The organism is [Mycoplasma] gypis (genome assembly GCF_016924775.1).
Taxonomy (GTDB): Bacteria; Bacillota_I; Bacilli_A; order Mycoplasmatales; family Metamycoplasmataceae; genus Metamycoplasma; species Metamycoplasma gypis.
Genome location: NZ_JAFFTD010000001.1, coordinates 239,588 through 261,989, shown reverse-complemented (window position 1 = coordinate 261,989; position 22,402 = coordinate 239,588). Strand labels below are relative to the sequence as shown.

At 28.1% G+C, this 22,402-nt stretch carries 12 protein-coding genes and 1 pseudogene; 2 read left to right on the top strand and 11 right to left on the bottom strand.

The window, feature by feature from the left end; genetic code table 4:
• Nucleotides 1-130 precede the first annotated feature (130 nt).
• The 10 genes and pseudogenes from JV175_RS01205 to parE all read right to left on the bottom strand — a co-directional run bounded on the left by JV175_RS01205 (nucleotide 131) and on the right by parE (nucleotide 17,186).
• A complete protein-coding gene (locus JV175_RS01205) occupies nucleotides 131-556 on the bottom strand; it encodes a hypothetical protein (protein WP_205498506.1) in 426 nt (141 codons plus the stop codon).
• A 117-nt stretch (nucleotides 557-673) separates the two neighbouring features.
• Nucleotides 674-3,102: pseudogene (locus tag JV175_RS04325) on the bottom strand (ATP-binding cassette domain-containing protein).
• 7 nt (nucleotides 3,103-3,109) lie between these two features.
• Nucleotides 3,110-4,258 carry an ABC transporter ATP-binding protein gene (locus tag JV175_RS01190; protein ID WP_205498502.1) on the bottom strand — a complete coding sequence of 383 codons (1,149 nt, stop codon included), beginning with the start codon at nucleotides 4,256-4,258 and terminating at the stop codon, nucleotides 3,110-3,112.
• A 12-nt stretch (nucleotides 4,259-4,270) separates the two neighbouring features.
• Nucleotides 4,271-5,545, bottom strand: a complete 1,275-nt coding sequence (locus tag JV175_RS04315) for an ABC transporter permease (protein WP_205498500.1) — start codon at nucleotides 5,543-5,545, stop codon at nucleotides 4,271-4,273.
• Complete coding sequence (locus JV175_RS04310) at nucleotides 5,535-6,596, bottom strand: ABC transporter permease (protein ID WP_205498498.1); 1,062 nt, start codon at nucleotides 6,594-6,596, stop codon at nucleotides 5,535-5,537. Before JV175_RS04310 ends, JV175_RS04315 begins: the two co-directional genes overlap by 11 nt.
• Before the next feature lie 9 nt (nucleotides 6,597-6,605).
• A complete protein-coding gene (locus JV175_RS01175; RefSeq protein ID WP_205498496.1) occupies nucleotides 6,606-9,563 on the bottom strand; it encodes an OppA family ABC transporter substrate-binding lipoprotein in 2,958 nt (985 codons plus the stop codon).
• 532 nt (nucleotides 9,564-10,095) lie between these two features.
• Nucleotides 10,096-11,643 carry a methionine--tRNA ligase gene (gene metG / locus JV175_RS01170; protein ID WP_205498494.1) on the bottom strand — a complete coding sequence of 516 codons (1,548 nt, stop codon included), beginning with the start codon at nucleotides 11,641-11,643 and terminating at the stop codon, nucleotides 10,096-10,098.
• Between the two features lie 77 nt (nucleotides 11,644-11,720).
• The gene (locus JV175_RS01165; protein ID WP_205498492.1) at nucleotides 11,721-12,443 is read right to left on the bottom strand and encodes a hypothetical protein; all 723 of its coding nucleotides are present in this window, start codon (nucleotides 12,441-12,443) and stop codon (nucleotides 11,721-11,723) included.
• 201 nt (nucleotides 12,444-12,644) lie between these two features.
• Nucleotides 12,645-15,254: a DNA topoisomerase IV subunit A gene (parC, locus tag JV175_RS01160; RefSeq protein WP_205498490.1), complete on the bottom strand. Its 2,610-nt coding sequence runs from the start codon at nucleotides 15,252-15,254 to the stop codon at nucleotides 12,645-12,647.
• Nucleotides 15,255-15,260: 6 nt separating this feature from the next.
• Nucleotides 15,261-17,186: a DNA topoisomerase IV subunit B gene (gene parE, locus JV175_RS01155; protein WP_205498487.1), complete on the bottom strand. Its 1,926-nt coding sequence runs from the start codon at nucleotides 17,184-17,186 to the stop codon at nucleotides 15,261-15,263.
• 130 nt (nucleotides 17,187-17,316) lie between these two features.
• Between parE and JV175_RS01150 the strand changes: the two genes are divergently transcribed.
• Nucleotides 17,317-18,261: a Cof-type HAD-IIB family hydrolase gene (locus tag JV175_RS01150; RefSeq protein ID WP_205498485.1), complete on the top strand. Its 945-nt coding sequence runs from the start codon at nucleotides 17,317-17,319 to the stop codon at nucleotides 18,259-18,261.
• A complete protein-coding gene (locus JV175_RS01145; protein WP_240337561.1) occupies nucleotides 18,251-18,916 on the top strand; it encodes a ribonuclease HIII in 666 nt (221 codons plus the stop codon). The genes JV175_RS01150 and JV175_RS01145 overlap by 11 nt, the downstream gene beginning before the upstream one ends.
• 49 nt (nucleotides 18,917-18,965) lie before the next feature.
• On the opposite strand, the gene JV175_RS04305 is transcribed toward JV175_RS01145, so the two are convergent.
• Nucleotides 18,966-22,397, bottom strand: a complete 3,432-nt coding sequence (locus JV175_RS04305) for an HsdR family type I site-specific deoxyribonuclease (protein WP_205498483.1) — start codon at nucleotides 22,395-22,397, stop codon at nucleotides 18,966-18,968.
• Between the last annotated feature and the right edge of the window lie 5 nt (nucleotides 22,398-22,402).

Sequence of the window (22,402 nt, the reverse complement as noted above, 5' to 3'; positions counted from 1 at the left end):
CATGAATTACCATGATCAGCTTAGGTATAATCTCAGCCCTTGCGGGCACCCCTGTTTAAAAAAATTATAAACTATTTACTAAATTAATTTATCAAAAAATAAAAACAACCCTTTTTTGTGGGTTGTTTTTTTAATTAATAATAAAAGGAATTAATATTATTTCGGAAATACAAGCAACTAAAACTAATGTCAAAAATACTGATGCTGTTGTTTTTCAAACAGGAGCGGTGTATTTATCTTTTATTTCAGGTTGCTTATTTTTTTGTTCTCTTAATTTTTCATAATATTGCTTCATTTCAAGTTCTGAACGCCGAACAGTTTTTTTATTTCATTTTTCTTCATTATAATAGCGCATTCCTTGGAATGTCCCCTTAAAGAAACGATAAAATCCTTGTCCTAATCCACGACGAATAAATAAAGCAATTAAATTAATCGATAAAATAACAACATTTGCGACTGTTAAAGCATCGTAAAACGGTAGTGTTCTTTTAACGTAAAATACCTTGTTGTTTTCATCAACTAATTTTGCATTAGGGAATCATAAAAATAAAATCAAAAATAAGAATATATATATAACAATATTAATGATTAAATGGATTATTGTTGCTTTATTAAAACCTTTTTTGTATCATTGAAAAAAATTGAATTTTTTATTTTTTTTCTTCATCATTTATTAATAATTCTTGTGGAAACTTGAATCATTATTTTCAGCTTCTACCGATTGGGTTTCTGCTAAGTCTTTTGTTCATTTTTTAACTTGTGAACTAGTTCCATAAACAAAGTGTTTTGCATTGATTTTGAAGTTTTTAGGAACATTTGGGAATTTTTGTTCAGCTAAGTAATCAAGTTCGAAGCTAACATTTTCAAATTTTTCATTAGCATTAGAAATTTTTGGAATAGCTTTAAACAAGTTAATTGTGTAAGGGTGAACTGGGTGATTGTAAATTTCTTCAGTATTTCCTGATTCAACAATTTTTCCAAGGTGCATAATTTGTACACGGTCAGCGATGTATTCAATCATACTTAAGTCATGGGCAATAAATACTAATCCGATTTGTTTTTCTTTACATAAATCTTTTAAAAGGTTAACAACTTGCGCTTGAATTGAAATATCTAGCGAAGCAATTGGTTCATCGGCAATAATTACTTTTGGTTGGGTAATTAAGGCTCTTGCGATAACAATTCTTTGACGTTGACCACCACTAAATTCATGTGGATAACGGTAAGCAAATTGTTTTAATAACCCAACATCTTCTAAAGCTTTATAAATAATTGTTTTGTATAAAAGATTTTGAATTCTAAATCATGCAAAGAAAATATAGAAATAGTTTGCATAAATATAACGTAATTTAGGGAAACGATCTTTAAATAATAAATCAATTAGATTTTTTCTAATTCCTAGCAATAAATCGATATTTTTAATGTCTTTTACTAGGTATTTATATTCAATCGCAAATGATTTTTGAGTTTCAAGTTTATTTTCAACAATTGTTTTATAGTTGATTAAATCAAATTTTAATTGTTTTTTAATTTGTTTTTTATCAGCTTCTGAAGTTGCTTGATTCAATTTTTGATCGGCTTGTTCTTTTAAATAATTTCTGAATTTTTCAAATGATTTTTTGAATTCTTTATTTAAATCATCAATTTTTTTTCTTAAATCATAGTATGTTACGTTGATTTGTTTAATTTTTTCATTTGTTTCTTCAACAATTTGACGATTAGTTACTAAGAAGTTTTCGTAGATTATTTCAAACGCTTTTTCAGCTTGCTCATAATCATTACGTTTTTGTTGAAGTTGTTCTTTAGTTATTTGTGGTTTGTGGGTTTTATCTTTTAAAACAGCTTTATTAGCTTTAACCAAAATTTCCAATTCTCTTACTTTTTGTTTTAAGTTTTGTTCATTTTCTGAACTTTTTTGTAAGTATAAATCGTATTCAAAATTAAATTCTTGATCAACAATTTCTTTAATTTGGTGTTTTGTTAATTTTTCAGATTTTTTATTTAGTTTTTTTGAATAGAAACTTAAAATGTATTTTTTAAGTTCTTTAACTAATTCTTTAATTTCTTCTAATTCTAGATATTTTAATTCTGATTTTTTAGTTTTAATGAATTTATATACTGCTTGATTTAAAGTTTCACGTTTGTATGAATATGTGTAAAAATCAAGATCTGTTGCTAATAAACGCGAATTTTTTAACATTGAGCGTTCATTTTTAAATTCTTGAGCAAAGTTTAAGAAAGTATTTTTTGAAACGGCAATATGTTCTTTTAAATTTTCTTTTGCTTCATGTAGTAATTTTTGATTATTTTTTAATTCTTCAAAGGCTTTTTGTTGTTGAAGTGAATATTTTGCTTGCATTTTTGCAAGATCAAATTTTTGTTGTGCTTGACGCAATTTAATTTCATCTGCATCAATTTTATCTTCACGATAATCTTTTTGTTTTTGATAATAGAAGTTTAGTAATTTGTTTGTATTGATATGATATACATAACGTTAATTACTTCACTTTCCATACTTTGTTTTTCTTCGGCAAAAGCAAAAATTTTGTTGAAGTTGTCTTCAATTGATACATCATCACTAAATGACATATCGTTAAATTTTTTACTTCATTTATCAACTAAAACAGTTGCTTTTTCATTGAAAGCATTAAGGTTGATAATTTCATATTCTTGTGCTTTATGTTTAAAAGTGAAACGGAAATTTTTCTTAACATATCTTCAGTCTGAAAAAATATTTTTTAATTTATCACGCATTACTCCATTAACAATAAGTGGTTCTTTTAAAGTTGAAAAAATATTTTTTTGTCCATTTAGTGAAGCATGTGGATCTTGGAAAATCATTTGAATGTTACGACGTAAAAACTTTTGTCTGTCGCGTGAAATTCTTTTTCCACTAATTATTTTTCCATCTAAACGCACAAAACCATTATAGTCATCATAAAGACGCATTAATGATCTTCCGACAGTGGTTTTTCCTGAACCTGATTCACCAATTAAACCGATGATTTCTGATTCATGAAGATTAAAGCTAACTGAATCAACTGCTTTGTTAACGTTTGAACCGTTAACAAAGTATTTTTTTAGATTATCAATTTCTAAAATAACTTTTTTATTGTTCATCTTTAAAAACCTTTCTGAATGATTCAAGTCTTTTTACTAAGTCGGGATTTAATTCTACTTTTGGAGCATCTGGATGTAGCAATCATGTTGCTGCTGCGTGTGTTTTTGTTATATCAATTAATGGTGGTTCTTTGTAAAAATCAATTTCTAAAGCGTAATCATTACGAGGAGCAAAGGGGTCCCCTAATGGTAAATTAGCCATATCAGGTGGAGTACCTTTGATTGAATATAATCTTTCTTCTTTATTTTCAGGAACAGCACTTATTAACGCTCATGTATAAGGGTGGCGAGGGTCGGTGAAGATTTCCTTTTTAGTTCCTCTTTCAACAACTCTTCCTGCATACATAACATATATATAATCACAGAATTTAGCAACAACACTAATGTTGTGACTAATTAAGATGATTGAAATACCAAATTTTTTATTAATATCATTAAATAAAGCTAATACTGAAGCTTGAACAGTTGGATCTAAGGCAGTTGTTGGTTCATCGGCAATAATAATTTGAGGTTTTAGTGCCACAACCATGGTAATAACAACCCTTTGTTTCATTCCACCACTTAATGTGTGTGGATACATATAGAAAATTTCTTCTGCATTTCTTAGACCAAATTGTTTTAATAAGGAAATAAGATATTCTTTTTTATCTTTGTAACTGCGGTTTTTTCATTCATTATTATGATTTAAAGCATCTAAAAGTTGTTTACCAATTTTACGAGTTGGATTTAAAGAAGTTAGTGGGTCTTGTGGAATATAACCAATTTTTGAACCCCTTACTTTTTTTCATTGAGACTCACGATTTATTTTAACTAAATCAATATCATCGACTTGAGCAAAATTAGCACTTATTAAAGCATGTTCATTAACGTTTATTAAACTTTTTGAAGTTACTGATTTACCTGAACCTGATTCACCAACAATCCCAACAATTTGTCCTTTAAAAATTTTTAAATCTACTCCTCTTATGATGTGAAGTAGTTTCTTTCTACCTATTTTAAAACTTACGTTTAAATTTTGGACATCCATCACAACATTATTTTCTAAAACATTATCAGTATACAGAGATTTAGTTTTTAGTGAAAATGGTTTTTTAAATATAGTCTTTTTTTGATTTTCTTGACTTTCTATTTTTTCCATGAGTTAAATCCTTTAATGTTTTTTACTAATTACTTTTGGATCAAGTGCATCATGCACTCCAAGAGCAACGAATTGTAATGTTAATGAAAGTGTTAGTAATATTAATGAAGGTAAAAGTAATATTCAAACATTACTTGCGGCTTGTTGTGAAGACTCTAGTAATAATTGTCCTAAGTTTACACTATTTGCATCACGGTAGAAACCTAAGAATGCAAGTGAAGCGATAGAAAGAATTATTGAAGGAATTGTTCTAACGAATGAAGTAGCAATTTTTCCTAATATTGCAGGTAAGGCATGGTAGAAAACTTGTCTTCCTGTTTTTGCACCAATACTTTTTGCTGCGGTAATATATTCTTCATCTTTAACAGTAATGATAAACATACGTGTTGATGATACAGGTCATGCTCAACCAGTAATAACAAGTGAAAGAATTAAAGCTGTATTTGAAATACCGAATATTGAAACAAATAATAGCATTCAAATTAATGAAGGAGGAGCTAAAAATATTTCAATAACACGCATTGCAATAGTATCAATTTTAGTACCGACTTTAAATCCTAAGAAAGCCCCAATTGAAACCCCAATAATTGTTTGAGTTATTGCGGTTATTAAGGCGATTTTAATTGATTCTGAAGTAGCATATCAACTTGTTGTTCAAATATCACGTCCGTAGCTATCTGAACCTAAAAGTAATGAGAAACTAGGAACTGAATTTGAAAGTTCAGTTAATTTTGCGTCACTAATTACTTGATTTCCATTATTAGCGTGTTCTAAATTAATTTTAGTTAATAAAACTGATGCATCATACATTTTATAAGCATTAAATGTAAATGAATATTGACCAGTATATCCGTCAAATGTTTTTGAAGCTGTATCTAAAAGTCCAGCAAAATAAGGTTTATAAGTTGGATATTTTTCTATTAATTTTAAAATCTTGTTATATGTTGTTAATGGTTCATCAGATGGGTTTAAAACCAGTGTTTTCATTGGTGCATATGATGGTGGTAAATACTGTAACATATTGACATTATCTTTTGCAACCTCTGAATTTGGTGAAAATTTTGATATTGCAGGGAAGATAATTGAACAAAGCAACAAAGCAATAAAAGCTAAAAAGCTAATTGTTACATATGGATTTTTAAAGAAACGTTTGATGATTTCTAAAATCATCTTTTTAGGTTTTCCAGCAATATTTGAATTAGAACGAGAACCAGCATCAGAAAATACGAATTTATCGCTTAATTCTTGGCTTATTTTGTATTTTGCATTGAAAGAATTATTTTCCATTGTCGATTTCTCCTTTTAATAGTTTACGACGTTCATAATATGCTTTTAAATAACCTAAGTAATTTTTGTTTGATTTTGAAGTGTATTTTATTCTTGGATCAAGTAAAACATAACTTGAATCGGTAACAATTTCTGTTGCAAGTGATAAGAATGTAAAGAATAAAATATTAAACATAACAATGTTTATTTCCCCTGTTGGGAATGAGTTAGTAATAACCTGTGAAGTTCCTGGTATTGATCAATAAATTTCGATAACAATTGATCCTGATAAAAGACCAATGTATGATGGGAAAATTATTGAGAATAAAGGAATAGAAATGTTTCTAACGACGTAACGACGGAATATTTCAAAAGAACCTAATCCTTTTGTTTTAGCAATTAGAATGTAATTTGAAGTAAGTACTGTAATAACTTGGTTTCTTGTATAAGATGTATAAACAGCTAAAGAACCCAATACAACAACAGTAATTGGAGTTATATAAGAACGAATTACGACACCTAATGGTTGTCCTTCGTTTGTTAAGAAAACTCTTGAAGGTAGTCCTGACTTAACAGCCAAGTTTATTGCTATAGGAGCAATAACGAATGAAGGTAAGGCAATAAATATTAAGACAAAAGTATTGATAATTGAATCAATATAAGTCCCCCTCTTATAACCTGAAACGGTTCCTAAGAAAATTCCAATTATTGCACTAATAACGAATGCGGGTAGCGAAACAGCGATTGAGTATTTTAAAGGCTCAAAAAATAGTGATGGAATTGTTGAAAAATCCCCACTCACTAATTTTGGGTTATATATATCACCTCAGAAGCCTTTACTGAATATATCACCAATATATATAAAATAACGTTGTATTATTGGTAAATCTCAGTGATATTGATGTTCTAAGTTTTTTACATACTCATCAATGTTTTTAACATGGTTTTCAATTGCCATTGTTCTAAATGGGTTAGTGCTTGTAAAAGCCGCTGTTAATGTGTATGTAAAAATAGAGATAATAAATAACGCAAGAATAGCCAGGGCTATTCTTTCTAAAATATATCTAAACATTAGTTAATTTTATTTTGCGTTTTTGTCTTTGGCAGCTATTTTGTAGAAATCAATTCAATCATATCTGTTTGCTGAATATGGCATCATGTATTCAGGTTGTGTTAAGAATCTATTGAATCTATTTTTTGCTAAAAGTCCTCTTCCGCTTGGTCATCATCCACTAAAGTTTGTAATTTCATTGTTTAATTTAATAATTTCTTCATTGGTTAGATTTGCAATGTATTTTTTTCAGAATAAAGCTGTTGTTAAAGCTAAATCAGATCCATTTTCACTGTTAAAGTAAGCAACTGCTCTTTGGAATAAGTTAGCACCGTATTTTTTCATTAATGCTTCTCATTGAGAAGGTTTAACTGCATCTGAAAATACAAATGATCCATCAGCAACACCTGAGTCATAGTATTGTTTTAATGCTTTAGCAGCATTAACGACATGAGAGAATGAACTTTCTAATTTTGTTAACAATTCTGGTTTTGAAGCTAATGTATATAGTACTGGAACCAATAACATTGCTGTTGAAGAGTAACCATCAAATCCTGAAGCACTTTCAGTGTAGTCGTAACCTCAAGCTATGTAGTATAATCCGGCATCATCCATAGCTTTTTGGATTTCATTATCGTTTTTAACATTTTCATTTAATGAAACTTCAAGTCTATCATCTAAACTGTTAAATGTTTGAATTAAGCTCTTAAATGCTTTTTGGTTATAACTTGTAAAGTTAGTAAATGGATAGAAATAAGTTCATTTTACTTTGTCTACTTCTGGGTTTAAATCTGGGTTTGCTTTATAGAAACTATCTAATAATTCTTTTGTTCTTGCTTTAATTTGTTCAAAAGCAGGTGATTTGAATTTTTCTTCATTTGTTGTAACTGATGATAGATAATCTCTTACTTCACTATTTTCAATTGAATCACCTAGACTTTCTGACTTAGTATCAGAAATTTTTCTTTCTAAAGCAATTCTATGTAAATTAGAATCTAATAAGTATGTTGAAGATAATTCATTTAATGCATCACGTGGAGTTTTTTTATCATAAGTTTCTTGGTCTGTTCCACCTAATGGAGCATCTGGAGCTAATCTACCACCATAAAATTCTTGAAGTCCATTTGAATATGTGTCACCGAATTGTAATCAGTTTACAGCTGTTTGAATAATGCTTCTTAATTGCAATCCTGTTCCTGTGTAGAATGTTTCTAAAACATTTGAGTTTTCACCATTTGCTAGATCTTTAAGTGATTGTCCATACATCATTCTTGCATATGCATTTGAGTATGAAAAGTTATTTTCTCATCCATCAACAACATCAGTTGGTTTTGCGTTACTATTGGTTTTTTGAAGTTCTGCAAGTCTTTCTTTTTGTTCTTTTGATAAAGAAAGTTTTTTAGGATATGGTGTGTATGAAAATCTGTCTAATAGAGTATTGTCTGTAAATGTTTGTAAGTATCTTACTCCATATTTGTCAGCATTTTTTAAAACTTCTCTTTTTTGCGCTTCATTTAAGCTTGTATATCTAATAGTTGTAAGTGTTCCTTGTTTATATTCATTAAATGCTTTGTTTTCATAAATGGTTGGGTCAACTGTTCCTGATTGATATCTTATTGAAATTTTCTTAATAGAATCATCAGCATTTACTCATGTTTTATCTCAATAATTAGGGTTTTGCACTAAATCTTCATTATTAGCACCACCTTTTGGATCAGGTACGTATCCACCTGCAAAAAGAACATGATCATCGGACATTCCATATCAGAACATTCCGAATTTTTCAGAAAGACTTCCTAAAAGAGGGTTTTTAATTTTTTCAGATACAACTTTTTTAACTTTTTTACCATTTTCTTCTTCGGTTACTTCTTTTTTAACTGTAATTTCTTCTTGTGTTAAGAAATCTTTTAGTTCTTTTCCTAGTGTTTTATCTGATAATGTTCCTCATGAATATGATTTTTCTTTTGTTACATCATCAATATATTGACTAGGTGCAGCAAAGAATGTATATGTTGTTGCCATGTCGTTAATTAAATCGAAGAAACCTGATTTTTCAGTTACACCTTCTTTTTTATTAAATGTTACAGCTTGTTTTCCCGCTACTTTTGCATCCTGACTATTAACTGCAGTAACAAATTTTGATTCATCATAGAAATCTTTTGTATTTAAGTAGTATAAACCATATAGATATTCATTAGGGAAGTTATCTTCTTCAGTGAAGTAAATAGTCCCACCTTTAGAAGCTGAAATTTTTGCAGCAACATTTTCAATATCATCGACTGAACCATTTTTTAAACGCATACCTTGTGATCTTAATACTGTTCTCATTCATGAATAGTAAAAGTCACGTGGTGTAAGTTTATATTTTGTTTCTGTACCGTCAATATTTGTTCATTTTTGATCTTTAACTGTTAATTGCATCTTAACTGCTTCATGAGCTTTGTTATAGAAGTATTTTGAGTTAATTGATCTATTATTCGATGATCATGCACGAGAAGTTAGTAAGTTTCATGATCCATCTGAATTTTGTTGTTGGCCTTCACCTCTTTGGCTATCTAAATCATCAACTTCGTCAGTATCAAACACTTCAGTAGAACCATCGCTATATGTTAAAACAACAGCATCAGCTAAATCTAAACGATATTTTCAAAATGTTGGTTTTGTAACGATAATCTTTACATTTTCAGAATCTGAATCACCTTTAGCAAATGAAATAGATGGTTGGTTTAAACTTTGTTGTTTAATTAGCATACCACCTGTTTCGTTGCTTGTCATTGCAGCAGCAACAATCGAACCATAAGATGAAGACATATCATAACGATAGATACTTGTTGGTTTTGTAACGTTGAATGAATATGCATACATTTTTTGTTCAGCAGCTGTTTTTATATTACATGAAGCAGCAATAAAAGGTACTGCAACAAGTGTTGAAGAAACAACAGCTAATGACGATAATAATACCGATTTTTTAAATCATTTTTGTTTCATTTTAAAGTATTTCCTTTAATAATATTTTTTTAAATGTATTGTTAAACTTATATAAATTAATAAAATAAATAAAAACTAGCAATCAACTTTATATATCAAAAGTTAATTGCTAGTTTTAATTATTATTATTCTTAAAATGAACAACTTTGTAAGTTTTATTAACTTAAAAAAGTTTAACAATTAAATTTTGATTTTATTTTAATTAAGTGTATATTCCGCTCAAATATTTGATTCGACATTGTTGAAGCAATTATTTGTACTTTTAAAACTGCTGCAAATGCCCTTAATAATAAAATCAAAATTTGAAAGGAAAACACCACATGTATTCTTAAACATGTGATTGTCAATATTCATTTTCACTGTATGTAAAGATGTATTCACGTTTTTCCCTTTCGAATAAAATTATAATAAATTTTTAAAAAAATACAAAATAAAAAATAATTATTTTGTTTGCGTTTTATTTTTTTTGTTCTTTTTAAGAGTTTTTTATATTTATTTTAAAATAAAAAAACAAGCCAAGGCTTGTTAGTTGCTATTTAATTCTAGCAAATAAAATTTCATCAATTTTACATGCTTTATGATCAAATTTGTCTCGTTTTTCAATTAATTCAAATGAAATAACTTCTTGTTTTAAGAATTCATTAACTCTTTTTGACTTTTTGTTTAATACAACGCTTAACATGACATTAACTGCATAAATTCCATTTAAAAGTGTGGATAAAACTACGTTAAGACGTTTTAAATCTTCTTTTAATTTTCACGGTGTGGTTTGATCAATGTATAAGTTTAGATTTTTTGAAAGTGCAATTGCAACTTTTAGCGCTTTATCAATTTCAAAATTATCAAAATTTTGTTGATATTCTTTTAAGGAAGCTGAAATCCTTGTATAAACTTCTTGATCAATTTTTTCTAAATCATTTTCTTGATATACAATTCCTTGTGGAAATGACTGATTTAACATTGCAACACTACGGTTTAATAAATTTCCGAAATTATTTGAAAGGTCAGCATTTAAATTATTAATGAAAGCTTGTTTTTCGAAAACACCATCATTATTCAAGCTAATTTGAGACATGAAGAAATATTTGGTTTCTTCGACACCATAATTATTAATTAAGTCATATGGATCAATTGTATTACCTTTTGATTTCGACATTTTGCCTTCAGGTGTAACAATTCAACCATGAGTTAAAATCTTGGTTGGCATTCTTAGATCTAAGCTGTGTAAAAAGATTGGTCAGTAAATACAATGGAAACGAGTAATTTCTTTCCCGACAACATGGATGATTTCATCACCATTTTTTCAATATTTTTGATAATTTTCATCATTTTCTTCTAAATAATTTAAAGCAGTTAAATAATTAAATAAGGCATCTAATCAAACATAAATAACATGTTTGAATTTTGAAGGAACATTAACTTCAATTCCCCAATCAAAACTAATTCTTGTAACACTTAAATCTTCTAAACCTTTATTTATAAAATTATTAAGCAATTCATTTTTGACTTTTTCAGAACTAATCAATTCAGGATTTTGTTCATAAAGACTAGCAATTCAAGGTCCGAATTTTGACATTTCAAAAAAGTAAGTCTCTTCTTCTACTTCAACTAATTCATGATTTGAAGTTGGATGATAATATTTTCCATCTTTTTCAATCGCTTGAGTTGGTGTTAAATATTCTTCATCACTAATTGAATAAAGACCTTTGTAGTGTCCTAAATAAATAAGACCTTTTTCAAGCATTTTGTTAAATATTTTTTGAATTGTTAGTTGGTGTTTAGGTGAAGTTGTTCTTGAAAAGAAATCGTATTCAATATCAACATCTTTTCAAAGTTTTTTAAATTCTATTGTTCTTAAATCAACATATTCTTGTGGTTTAAGATTATCTTTGGCGGCAGATTTTGCAATTTTTTGCCCATGCTCATCAATCCCTGTTACAAAAAATGTGTCATAATTATTTAATTTTTTGTAATTTACCAAGGTTTGCGCTATTGTTGTTGTAAAAAAGTGACCAATATGTAATTTTCCATTTGGATAATAAATTGGTGTTGTTACATAAAATGTTTTTTTATTATTCATTTTAATCTCGCTTCCTAAATTAATAAACTTATTATAAACAATTAAAAAAATCACCAGCGGTGATTTTTAATATTATTTTAATTAATCATTTCTTCTAAATTTATTTTTTGTTTGTCAAATAAAGTATTTTTATTGAAAACTAAATAAACTACGTTTGTAATAATTAAAGCTAAAACAAATGTAATTTCACCTCAATTATAAATATAAATATAATTATGGAATGATATTGAAGCAACTATAAATTTATTTAATGCAAATGTTGACATAATTCCAAAAATAACAGCAATATAAACAGCATGAACTAAATCAAGTGATTTTTCGCTATTTTTCGATAAATCATAAACAACTTTTTTATTTTTAAATTGTTTAAAAATAAATCATCCCATTCCTGCTACTAAAGTCATAAATAATAAAGCGTTAATAAAATTTAATGCCATTAAACTATTTAAAATACCTAAAATCGCTGAAAAATAAGTACCAGATACACTCAACATTGTCAAGACTAAGCCAATAATTTTAATGAAAAAATAAATAATTAATATTCCTAAAAAGGATTTAACTAAATATAATTCTCATTTTTTTCAAAGTAATGTTTTTTTAATTTTTATAACTTCAAAAACGATAAAAAAGGCTAAAACAATGTAATTTAATAACGATAAAATTGCTGTTACTATATCACCACTTAATCTAATTCTTGTTACCAAAGACAAAATGAACACTAAAAATAAATTAATGTTGATTGTAATCAAGGAAACAACATTTAATTTTTTTAATTTATTTAGATTAAGTTCTTTAAACATTTCCATAATTATTTGCTTTCTTGTAGTCTTGCTGCTCTTCTTAATTCACGAGCGTGTTCTTTAGCTAGTTTTTTAGCTCTTTTTTCAGCTCTAAGTTTATTTCTTTGTCTAATTTCAATACGCATGAACAATCCTCCTTACAAGATAATTTTAATAAATGTAATTATAACAATTTTTTAAATTATTAATATTGCTAAATTATTATTTTTTGTCATTATTTTTTTTAAGTGTGTTAGCTTTTGCAAACAAATCATCAAAATTCAATCAATCATCCCCGCCTGATTTTGTTTTATTCTTTGGCTCAGAATTTGGTTTTTCTTTGTTTACGTCATTATTTTCGTTTTTATCAATATTTTGCATTTTAGGCGCATGATCGTTTTGTCTTAAAACAAAATCACTAATAAAACGACCATTTTTTAAACTGATTTTTGTTAAGCTAAATTTGTCTTTTGGTGATGTTACCGACAATGATTCAGTATTAAACTGATTCAAGATATTTTCTTGATCAACATATCAAAATCTTGATAATTTTGTGTGTTTTGAGACATCAATAATTTCAAAATCTTTGTTTTTTAGTTTAAGGTAAAGTATTTTTGGTTGGTTTTGACGCTTAACTTCGCTAACTTCGCTTAAATTAATTTTTTTAAATTCTCCAAGACTGTTAACTAAGTTGATGGAATCATTTTCATTAACACAAAGAACTTTAAAAATTTGAGCATCACTTAATTTTGTCATTTGAATTCCACTTGCTTTAAGACTATAAACCGGAATTGCTTCTTGATCAAAATATTGATATAAACCGTTATTTAATAAAACAAAAACTTTATTTGTTTCGTTTGTCAGTTGAGCTGTAACAACTTCATCATCTTTTTGTTTTAATTTTATTGCACTTAAACGCCGTGATGACTGATTGCTTAGTTCTCTTAAATCAATCTTTTTGGCTAAACCTTGTTTTGAAACTAATAAAACTAAGCCGTCAACTTCAAGGTTTTCAATATTTATTACTTTAATAATTTTTTCATTATTATCTAATCTTACATAGTCACCTAAGTGATTACCAATGTCTTTTCAGTTGTTTTCTTTAATATTGAATGCATCAATAGTAAAGTAATTACCTTGACTAGTAAAGAATAAAAGTTTTGAAAGTGAATTAACTTCTTGGAAAAATTGTAAAGTGTCATTATCTTTTAAATTGAAGGTTGAAAAATTGTTGAGATTATAAATTTTTTGTGAAACCCTTTTAATATACCCATCAACTGAGACAAAAACATAAAAATCTTCATTTTTAGCAAGGTCTTTAATATCAAGCTCAGTTTCAATTTTTTCATGTGAAATTAAACTTCTTCTTGGAATAGCATATTGAGTCGAAATATCTTCAAGGATTGAAATTAAGTATTTTTTAAATTCATCTCTATTGTTTAAGAGTAGACTAATGCGTGCAATTTTTGATTCTAAATCATATTTTTCGGCACGATATTCTTCTTGGTCCATTCTTGATAATTTATATAATCTTAATTCCGCAATGGCAGTTGCTTGTAATTCAGTAAAGTTGAAAACTTTGATTAAAGCTTCAATAACACCTTTTTTAGAATTATCTGATTCACGAATCGTCTTAATAACTGCATCACTTATCTCCGAAACACGAATCAGTCCTTCAACAATTTCTAAACGACGTGATAATTTTTCAAAATCATAACGCAACGAAAGAGTTTTGATTTGGTCAAGATGATCCAAGAAAATGTTTAATAATGGTTTTATTCCTTGTAATTTTGGAGCATTATTGCAAATCGAAACCATGTTGTAGTTGTAATATTTTCTTAAATCTGTTTTTTGGAATAAATAATTTAAAATTGCTTCGGCATTAACATCTTTTTCTAACTCAATATAAATAGAAATACCGTTACGAGATGACTGATCTCTTACTTCTTTAATTCCGTTAATTGCTTTGGTAAAAATTAAATTATCAATTTGTTTGATAAGCTCAATTTTAACAACTGAATAAGGTATTTCTGTAACCTCTATTGCTTCTACTTCATCATTTTTATTTTTAATTAGATTAGTTTTTGAATATATTGAAACACGACCTTTACCAGTTTTAAATGCTTCTTTGAACCCTTCTAAATCAGAAATTATTCCCCCCGTTGGGAAATCAGGACCTTTGATAATTTTTAGTAATTCTTCGTCGCTTGCTGCTGGATTTTGAATTATAAACACACAAGCTTGTAGTAATTCTTTTAAATTATGCGGTGGAATTTCAGTTGCATAACCTTCAGCAATCCCTTTTGCTCCATTCGCTAATAAATTAGGGAAAAGTGTTGGCAAAACAACTGGTTCATATTCAGAATCATCAAAGTTAGGTGCAAACGGAACAATCTTTTTATCAATTTCACCAATCAGTGGTAAGGCAATTTTTTCAAGTCTTGTTTCAGTATAACGCATTGCTGCGGCAGGGTCATCATCAATCGACCCCTTATTCCCGTGCATTTCAACAACGGGAAGAGCCATTTTTCATTCTTGACTCATTCTAATTAAAGCTTCATAAATACTTGAGTCTCCATGTGGGTGGAAACGACCAATAACATCCCCAACAACACGAGCCGATTTTTTAAAAGGCTTATCATTTGTTAGTGACATTTCTCACATTGAAAAAAGAATTCTACGTTGTACTGGTTTTAGTCCGTCACGGGCATCAGGTAGAGCACGTTGTTGAATAATATATTTTGAATAACGACTAAAACCGTTAGACATAATAATATCTAACGATTCATTAATAATTTTTTCAATAATTTCTTCTTGTTGTTTTTTTGCCATAATTACCTATTTTTTATCAATTTTATAGTCGTCTTCAAGTGAAAAATCAATATTATCTTCGATTCATTTTTTTCTTGGTTCAGCGTTTTTACCCATAAATACTGATACACGGCGTTCAGCTAAAACAGCATCAGCAAGTGAAACGCGAATTAAAGTTCGTGTATGTGGGTCCATTGTTGTTTCTCATAACTGATCAGCATTCATTTCTCCAAGACCTTTATAACGTTGAATATTATAAGAACTGAATTTTTCAGTTACGCTTCTTAATTCATCTTCAGTTCAAGCATATTCAACCGTATTTTGTTGCTTTAGTTTCCCTGAAATTTTGTATAGTGGGGGCAATGCAATATAAACATGACCATTTTCAATTAAAGGTTTCATATGTCTAAAGAAAAATGTTAAAAGCAAGATTTGAATATGTGCCCCATCCGTATCAGCATCAGTCATGATAATAATTTTGTTGTATTGAAGATTTTTTAGATTAAAATCTTCACCAACACCAGTACCTAAAATATTGATAATTGTTGCAAATTCTTCATTTTTTAGAATATCAATTAATTTTTCTTTTTCGGAGTTAACAACTTTACCTTTCAAAGGCAGAATTGCTTGTGTTTTAGAATCACGACCTTGTTTTGCTGAACCACCAGCTGAGTCCCCTTCAACTAAGAATAATTCTTTTTCGGTAGGATTTTTTGATTGAGCTGGAGTAAGCTTACCACTGATAATTTTTTTGTTTTGTAACTTATCTTTAACTTTTCTTACTTCATTACGGGCATTACGGGCGGCAGTACGAGCGTCAAAAGCTTTTTTTATTTTATTAATAATCTTTTCAGCATCACTACGATTTTCATTTAAATAAACTTTTAAATTACTGCTTAAAACTTCATCAACTGCTTCACGCCCTTCAGGAGTTCCTAATTTATCTTTAGTTTGACCTACAAATTCAAGAATTGTTTCTGGAACTTTTAGATTAATGATTGCAGTTAATCCTTCACGGACATCATTTCCGTCAAAAGTTGTTTTATTTTTTAAGAAATTTTTTTCTTGTGCAAATTCGTTGATAGTTTTTGTTAAAGCGGTTTTAAAAGCGGTTTCGTGAGTTCCACCATCTCTAGTTTTAATGTTATTAACAAAAGATTGAATTGTTTCCGAGTAGCTATCGGTATATTGCAAGGCAATTTCAGTTTCAATCCCTTTAACAACACCTTTAAAATAAATAATTTGGCTGATTTCATCTTTTGTATCATTAATAAAACGAACATATTCTTTTAGCCCATCTTTATTTTCAAAAACATATTCAGCATCGTTAGCAAAATCTTTAAAAACAATTTTTAAATTGCTGATTAAAAAACTGGCTTCACGAAGTTTTTCTATAATTGTTTGTGAGTTAAATTTAACTTTTTTAAAGATTGTAGGATCTGGTCAAAAATGAACTTTTGTTCCATTTTTTGTGGTTTTACCAATATTGTGAGTTTTTTGAATTATCTTATCTTGACAAAACTCAGTTAATCAAATTGCATTGTTTTTATACACTTCAACTTCAAGTTTGCTACTTAAAGCATTAACAACAGTTGAACCTACTCCGTGCAATCCTCCACTAGTTTTGTAAACACTGTCATCAAATTTTCCCCCAGCATGAAGCTCAGTAAAAACTAATTCAACTCCAGTCTTGTTGAATTCTTTGCGAAAATCAATAGGAATTCCCCGTCCATTATCTTCAACACTAATTGATTGGTCCTCGTGTAATGTAACAGTAATTTCAGTAGCAAAACCTGCAAGCGATTCATCAATAGAGTTATCAACAATTTCTCAAACAAGATGGTGTAAACCATTTATATCAGTTGAACCAATGTACATTCCTGGTCTTTTTCTGACTGGTTCTAATCCTTTTAAAACTTTTAAATCTTTTGATTCATATTCGTGATTTGACATAATAATTATTATACTCTATGTATTCAGAAAAAATTTATATCATTGCAAAAGCAATTATTTAATATTGCTTTTTTTCAGTTAAAATTATATTATCAAATAATTTATTAAATCATTCAAAGAGAGGATATAAATGAACAGACGTTCAACACAAAGAAGATTTCTATTTGCAGTAGATTTAGATGGTACTCTTCTTGCCGATAGTGCAAAACAAACAATTCACCCAAAAACTGAAGAACAAATTAAAAGAGCGGTTAAAGAAGGACATATTGTTTCTATCATTACCGGTCGCCCTTGAAGAAGTACAAAACCAATTTATGATCGTTTAGGTTTAAATGCAATCGTTGGTAACTATAACGGAGCCCACATCCACTCACCCCTTGAACCTTTCTTCATCCCTACAATTTCATATATCGATTTAAATGAGGCTTTATACATTCTTGGAGATGAAAAAGTTAAAAAAGAAATTTCCAATTATGCAATTGAAGGACCTGACTGAGTACAGCTTATGCACCGTGATGAAGCACTTGAAAAAGTTTTCAACTTCAACACAGCAACAAAATTTAGAGAAAACATTGAACTTACAAAATTACCACTTAAACCAACTGGAATTGTTTTTGATGTTAAACCAACTACAAACGTTGTTGAATTACTTTCATATCTAAAAAAACGTTACGGAGATCTTGGGGAATTTTCTTCATGATCAAAAGGTGAAGGTTTAACTCCTGTTTTCGATATTACTTCGATTGGAGTAACAAAATCAAAAGTTGTTTCTTTAATGCTTAGATATTACGACATTGATGTAAATGACACCATTGCTTTTGGAGATTCGTTCAATGATGCAAGTATGTTTGAAATCTGTAATGTTGGAGTAGCTCCTGCTAATGCTGAACAATATATTAAATCGCTTGCTTCTGAAACAGTTGAAGAAACAAATAAAGAAGGGGCTGTTGGTTACTTCATTGAAAAATTCCTTGACAACCCAGAAAAATATATCAAGAGAGCTAAAAAATTTCACAAAGAATTAGATAAAGAAAGAATTCAACTAGTTAAGGCAGATCATTTCTATGATGAATAGTGATTTTATAGGTTGTGACGAAACAGGTGTTGGAGATTATTTTAGTCCCATCGTTTTTGTTGCGGCTTATATTCCCAAACAAAATTACCAAAAAATTTTAGATTTAGGTGTTAGAGACTCTAAAAAAATTAGTGATACAAAAATTATTAAAATTGCTCAAGAATTACAAAAATTGGTTTTTTATTCAAAAACTATTCTGACTCAAAAAGGCAATAATCGATTAACCAATTTTTTAAATGTTAATGAAATAAAATTACTCTATCACTACAAAAATATTAATAATTTACAACAAAAAATTGACAAACAAGCATTTATTGATCAATTTTCAACATTGAATAGTATTAAGGGTTATGAATCTAAATTATTAAAATTAAATTTAGATTTTCAAATCCCAAGACACAATACCCTTTTCGAAACAAAAGCTGAAGATAAAATACTTAGCGTTGGAGTAGCATCAATTCTTGCTCGTTACTTTTTACTTGATTATATGCAACAACAAAATGCAAAATATGGAGTTCAATTTCCACTTGGAGCATCAAGTAAAATTATTGACTTTGGTAAAGAATTAATAAAAAAATTTGGAGCAGAGGTTTTAGATGAAGTTGCAAAAACAAACTTTAAAACTACATCCCAAATTATTGAACCTAAAATTTAAAAATACAAATTAATGAAAATAAAAATGCAGATTATTCTGCATTTTTTTATTATTCAGGTTTAATCTTTGATAAAAATTTATTTACATCCCCGTCTCAAATAAAATCACGGATTTTTTGTTCAATTTTTGCTAAAAGAATTCTTCGAATATCGCCTTTGAAATTTTTAAATTCTTCTTCATCGTACATGTTTGTGTATAAAACATTATGTTTTAAATTATTTTTAATTTCATCACGGATTTTTGAAAATATACTGATAAAATCGGTATCGAAATATTCTTTATCATCTTCCTTTGTATAATATTTTTCACGTTCTGAGAATAATTCTGCTATTTCTTTAGCTAGAGTTATTTTTGCTTCTTGTAAAACTAAATTAACATTTTTATTAATTTTTGTATTTAAATACTCACTTTTCAGCATTTCAATATCTTCAGTAAATAACAATTCGCCTTTTGTTATTTCGCTTAAAATGTCTTCGTAAATTTTGCGGTCTTCATCACTTAAAGAAGCTCAATATTTTTCAGTACCTTTAATATAATCAGTAACAATTTCTAATCATTCTTGACGTTTAGCATTATGTTTGAAAGTACCATCGGGATTTCTATCATTTAATTCTGAATTATTATTAAAATGATTTTCATCGAAAAAACGGCTTAATTTTGTAGCATATTTTTCACGGAAATATTTAGCATCGATTTTTTCTAAGTCATATTCGTAAATTTCTCTTTCAAAATCAAATATTTCTTCAATTTCACCATTTTTTTCTAGTTGTTGTTTTTTTCTTTCTTCTCTTTCAAGAGTTTTATATCTTTGAACAATTGCATTGTAATCAGTTTTGGTTAAATTACAAAAGATTTCTTCTTCTTTGTTTTCATTATTAATATGAGTGAAAAATGTGTTTGTTTCAACGTCATCTCCAAAAACAAAACCCTGCATTGTTGCTGATAACGAAAGACTGTGTAGCATATTAACTAATTTTATGTATTTACGACGATTTATACGATCTTTAAGAGATTCAGAAAAGTTATTTCCATATCCTTCTTCTTCATAAAGTTTTTTAATTTCATCAAAGACTTTATTGATATCATCGATATTTTGTTTTAAAGTTTTAGCCTTAACATTACTGATTGAACTCTTTGAAGAAATTGCGTAGCGATTTAGAGCATGCTTGAATTCTAAATCTTGTGAATATGGTTTACGATAATATTTAATGATTCCAAATTTTTTAGTTTCATCAAAAACACGATTAGTTCTTGAAAAAGCTTGAATCAATAAATGCATTTTAACAAATTTATCTAGAAATAAATAAGAAACTCATTTTGAGTCAAAACCGGTTAAAAGTTGATCAACAACAATAACTAGATCAATGCGATTTTTTTCCAATAGTGTTTTTTCAAAAGCTGAAAAATTATAATTACCAGAGTGTGCTAGACGTTTACGAACATCATTATGGAAATCTTTATTATCAGTAAACGCAAGATTATACATTTCATTATAATCATTCATAATTTCTTTAATTTTTTCATCTTTATTTTTGATGTAATCATAATCATGATTACTATCATTTTCATAATCAGAAGCATCGAATAATGCTGTTACTCTTAAATTAGGTGCGTGAATTTTAAATAAATCATAAATTTCACAAGCATTTTTTATACTTGTTGTTGCTAAAATCCCATGGAAAACTTTTTCTTTTTTCTCTTTTAGTTGCTCTTTTTCAATTGTACTTTGAATATTTTTTATCATATCAATCCGGTGTTGGGTTGTTTCATAATAACCAGATTTTTCTAAAAGTTTTTCAATTGAAAGATCACTTTGTTTAGAAGTTGTTTCACAAATTCCATTGGGTAAAAAGTTCAATTTTTTCTTAATTTCTTCTTGTTTTTTAGGTTGCCCATCATATTTTTCTAGTTCATTAGAAAGATATGACTTCATTCAGCTTTCGTAGTTAACAGTTGTAAAAATGTAAGGGTCAAACCCCAAGACATTACCGTCTTTAATACCGTCTGAAATTAAATATTTGTGCAATGGTTGTCCAAAAATTTCTTCAGTAGTTTTACCTTCAATAAACATATTGTCGCCATTATTGTCAAAATCTTCTTTCGAAAGCAATGGAGTCCCGGTAAAACCAAAGAAGGGACTACTTGAAAATAATGTTCTAATTAATTTAAAACTATCTCCATTGGTTGAACGATGCGCTTCATCAAAAATGAAAACAAATTTTTTGTTGTAAATTCTGTTTTGAAAATCACTTGCATTAAGACCATCATATGCTTTTAAAAATTTAGTTAATTTTTGAATAGAAGTAATAACAATACGACAAGAATTTGTTTTTCTTGTAAAGACTTGATGTTTTAATTCAGCAGTGCTTTCGGTAAAAATCACTGAATCTTTACTTGTTTCATTAATAAAATACTGAAAATTATCTTTTGTTTGTTTGCCTAAATCAGAACGATCTAAAACCATAAAAATGATTGAACCAGAGTTTTTTAAAATTTGTTGACTTAGAATTTGACAAACCTTAAACGAAGTCATAGTTTTACCGCTACCTGTTGTATGTCAAATATAACCACCATTCTGAGTTATGTTGTTTTTATCATGTCTAAAAGCAAGAGGATTATTTGTTATTTTACGAATAATTTCTTTTGTTGCATGATATTGATAACTACGCATAACAATTAATTTTTTTAAAGAAGTATCAGCTATCGTAAAATTAGACACGATTTCGTGTGCTGTTGGAATAATTAAAAAACTTTCCACAAAATCATTTCAACGATTCATTGGCTCACCAGATTTATTTTTTCATTCAAAGATAAATTTCGATCATATATTGGGATCGGCTCCGTTTCCTGGATTTGCGAAATATCTTGATTTAGATGGATTCATCATAACTAAAATTTGAATAAGAGAAAAAATACCAGAATATACACCAGCTTTTATATAACGCGCGTATTGTTTTTCAGCTTCATCTAAACTTACATTATTTTTCTTTAATTCAATTTGAAATAAAGGTATTCCATCAATTAATAAAACAATATCAGCAATTTTACTGTTTTTTTGACCTTTTGTACCTTGCAATACAACCTGGTGAGCAATTTGATATTCAATTTTACCAGCTTCAAAATTATGACGATCAAAAATTTTTAAAGTTATATCAGTACCAACTTTTATAACGTCATCGCGATTTTCACGCTTAATTGTAACTTCACCCGAAATAAGCAGCTCATTAACTTGATAGGGGCTTGCGTTTTTAAAATTGTCATAAATTTGTTCCATTTCACCTTTAACTAAAGGTAAATTATTTAAAACCCCTTTATTATTTCGCTCAATAATTCTTTTTCAGTTTTCTAATAAATCATTTTGATCAACATTAAATAAAACTTCTTTTGATCATTTTCCAATTTTTTGTAATTTTTCAATTAAGTCTTCTTCAAAATCTTTTTCATTGACATAATCATCTCTAAATGGAATGTGAACAGACATTATTT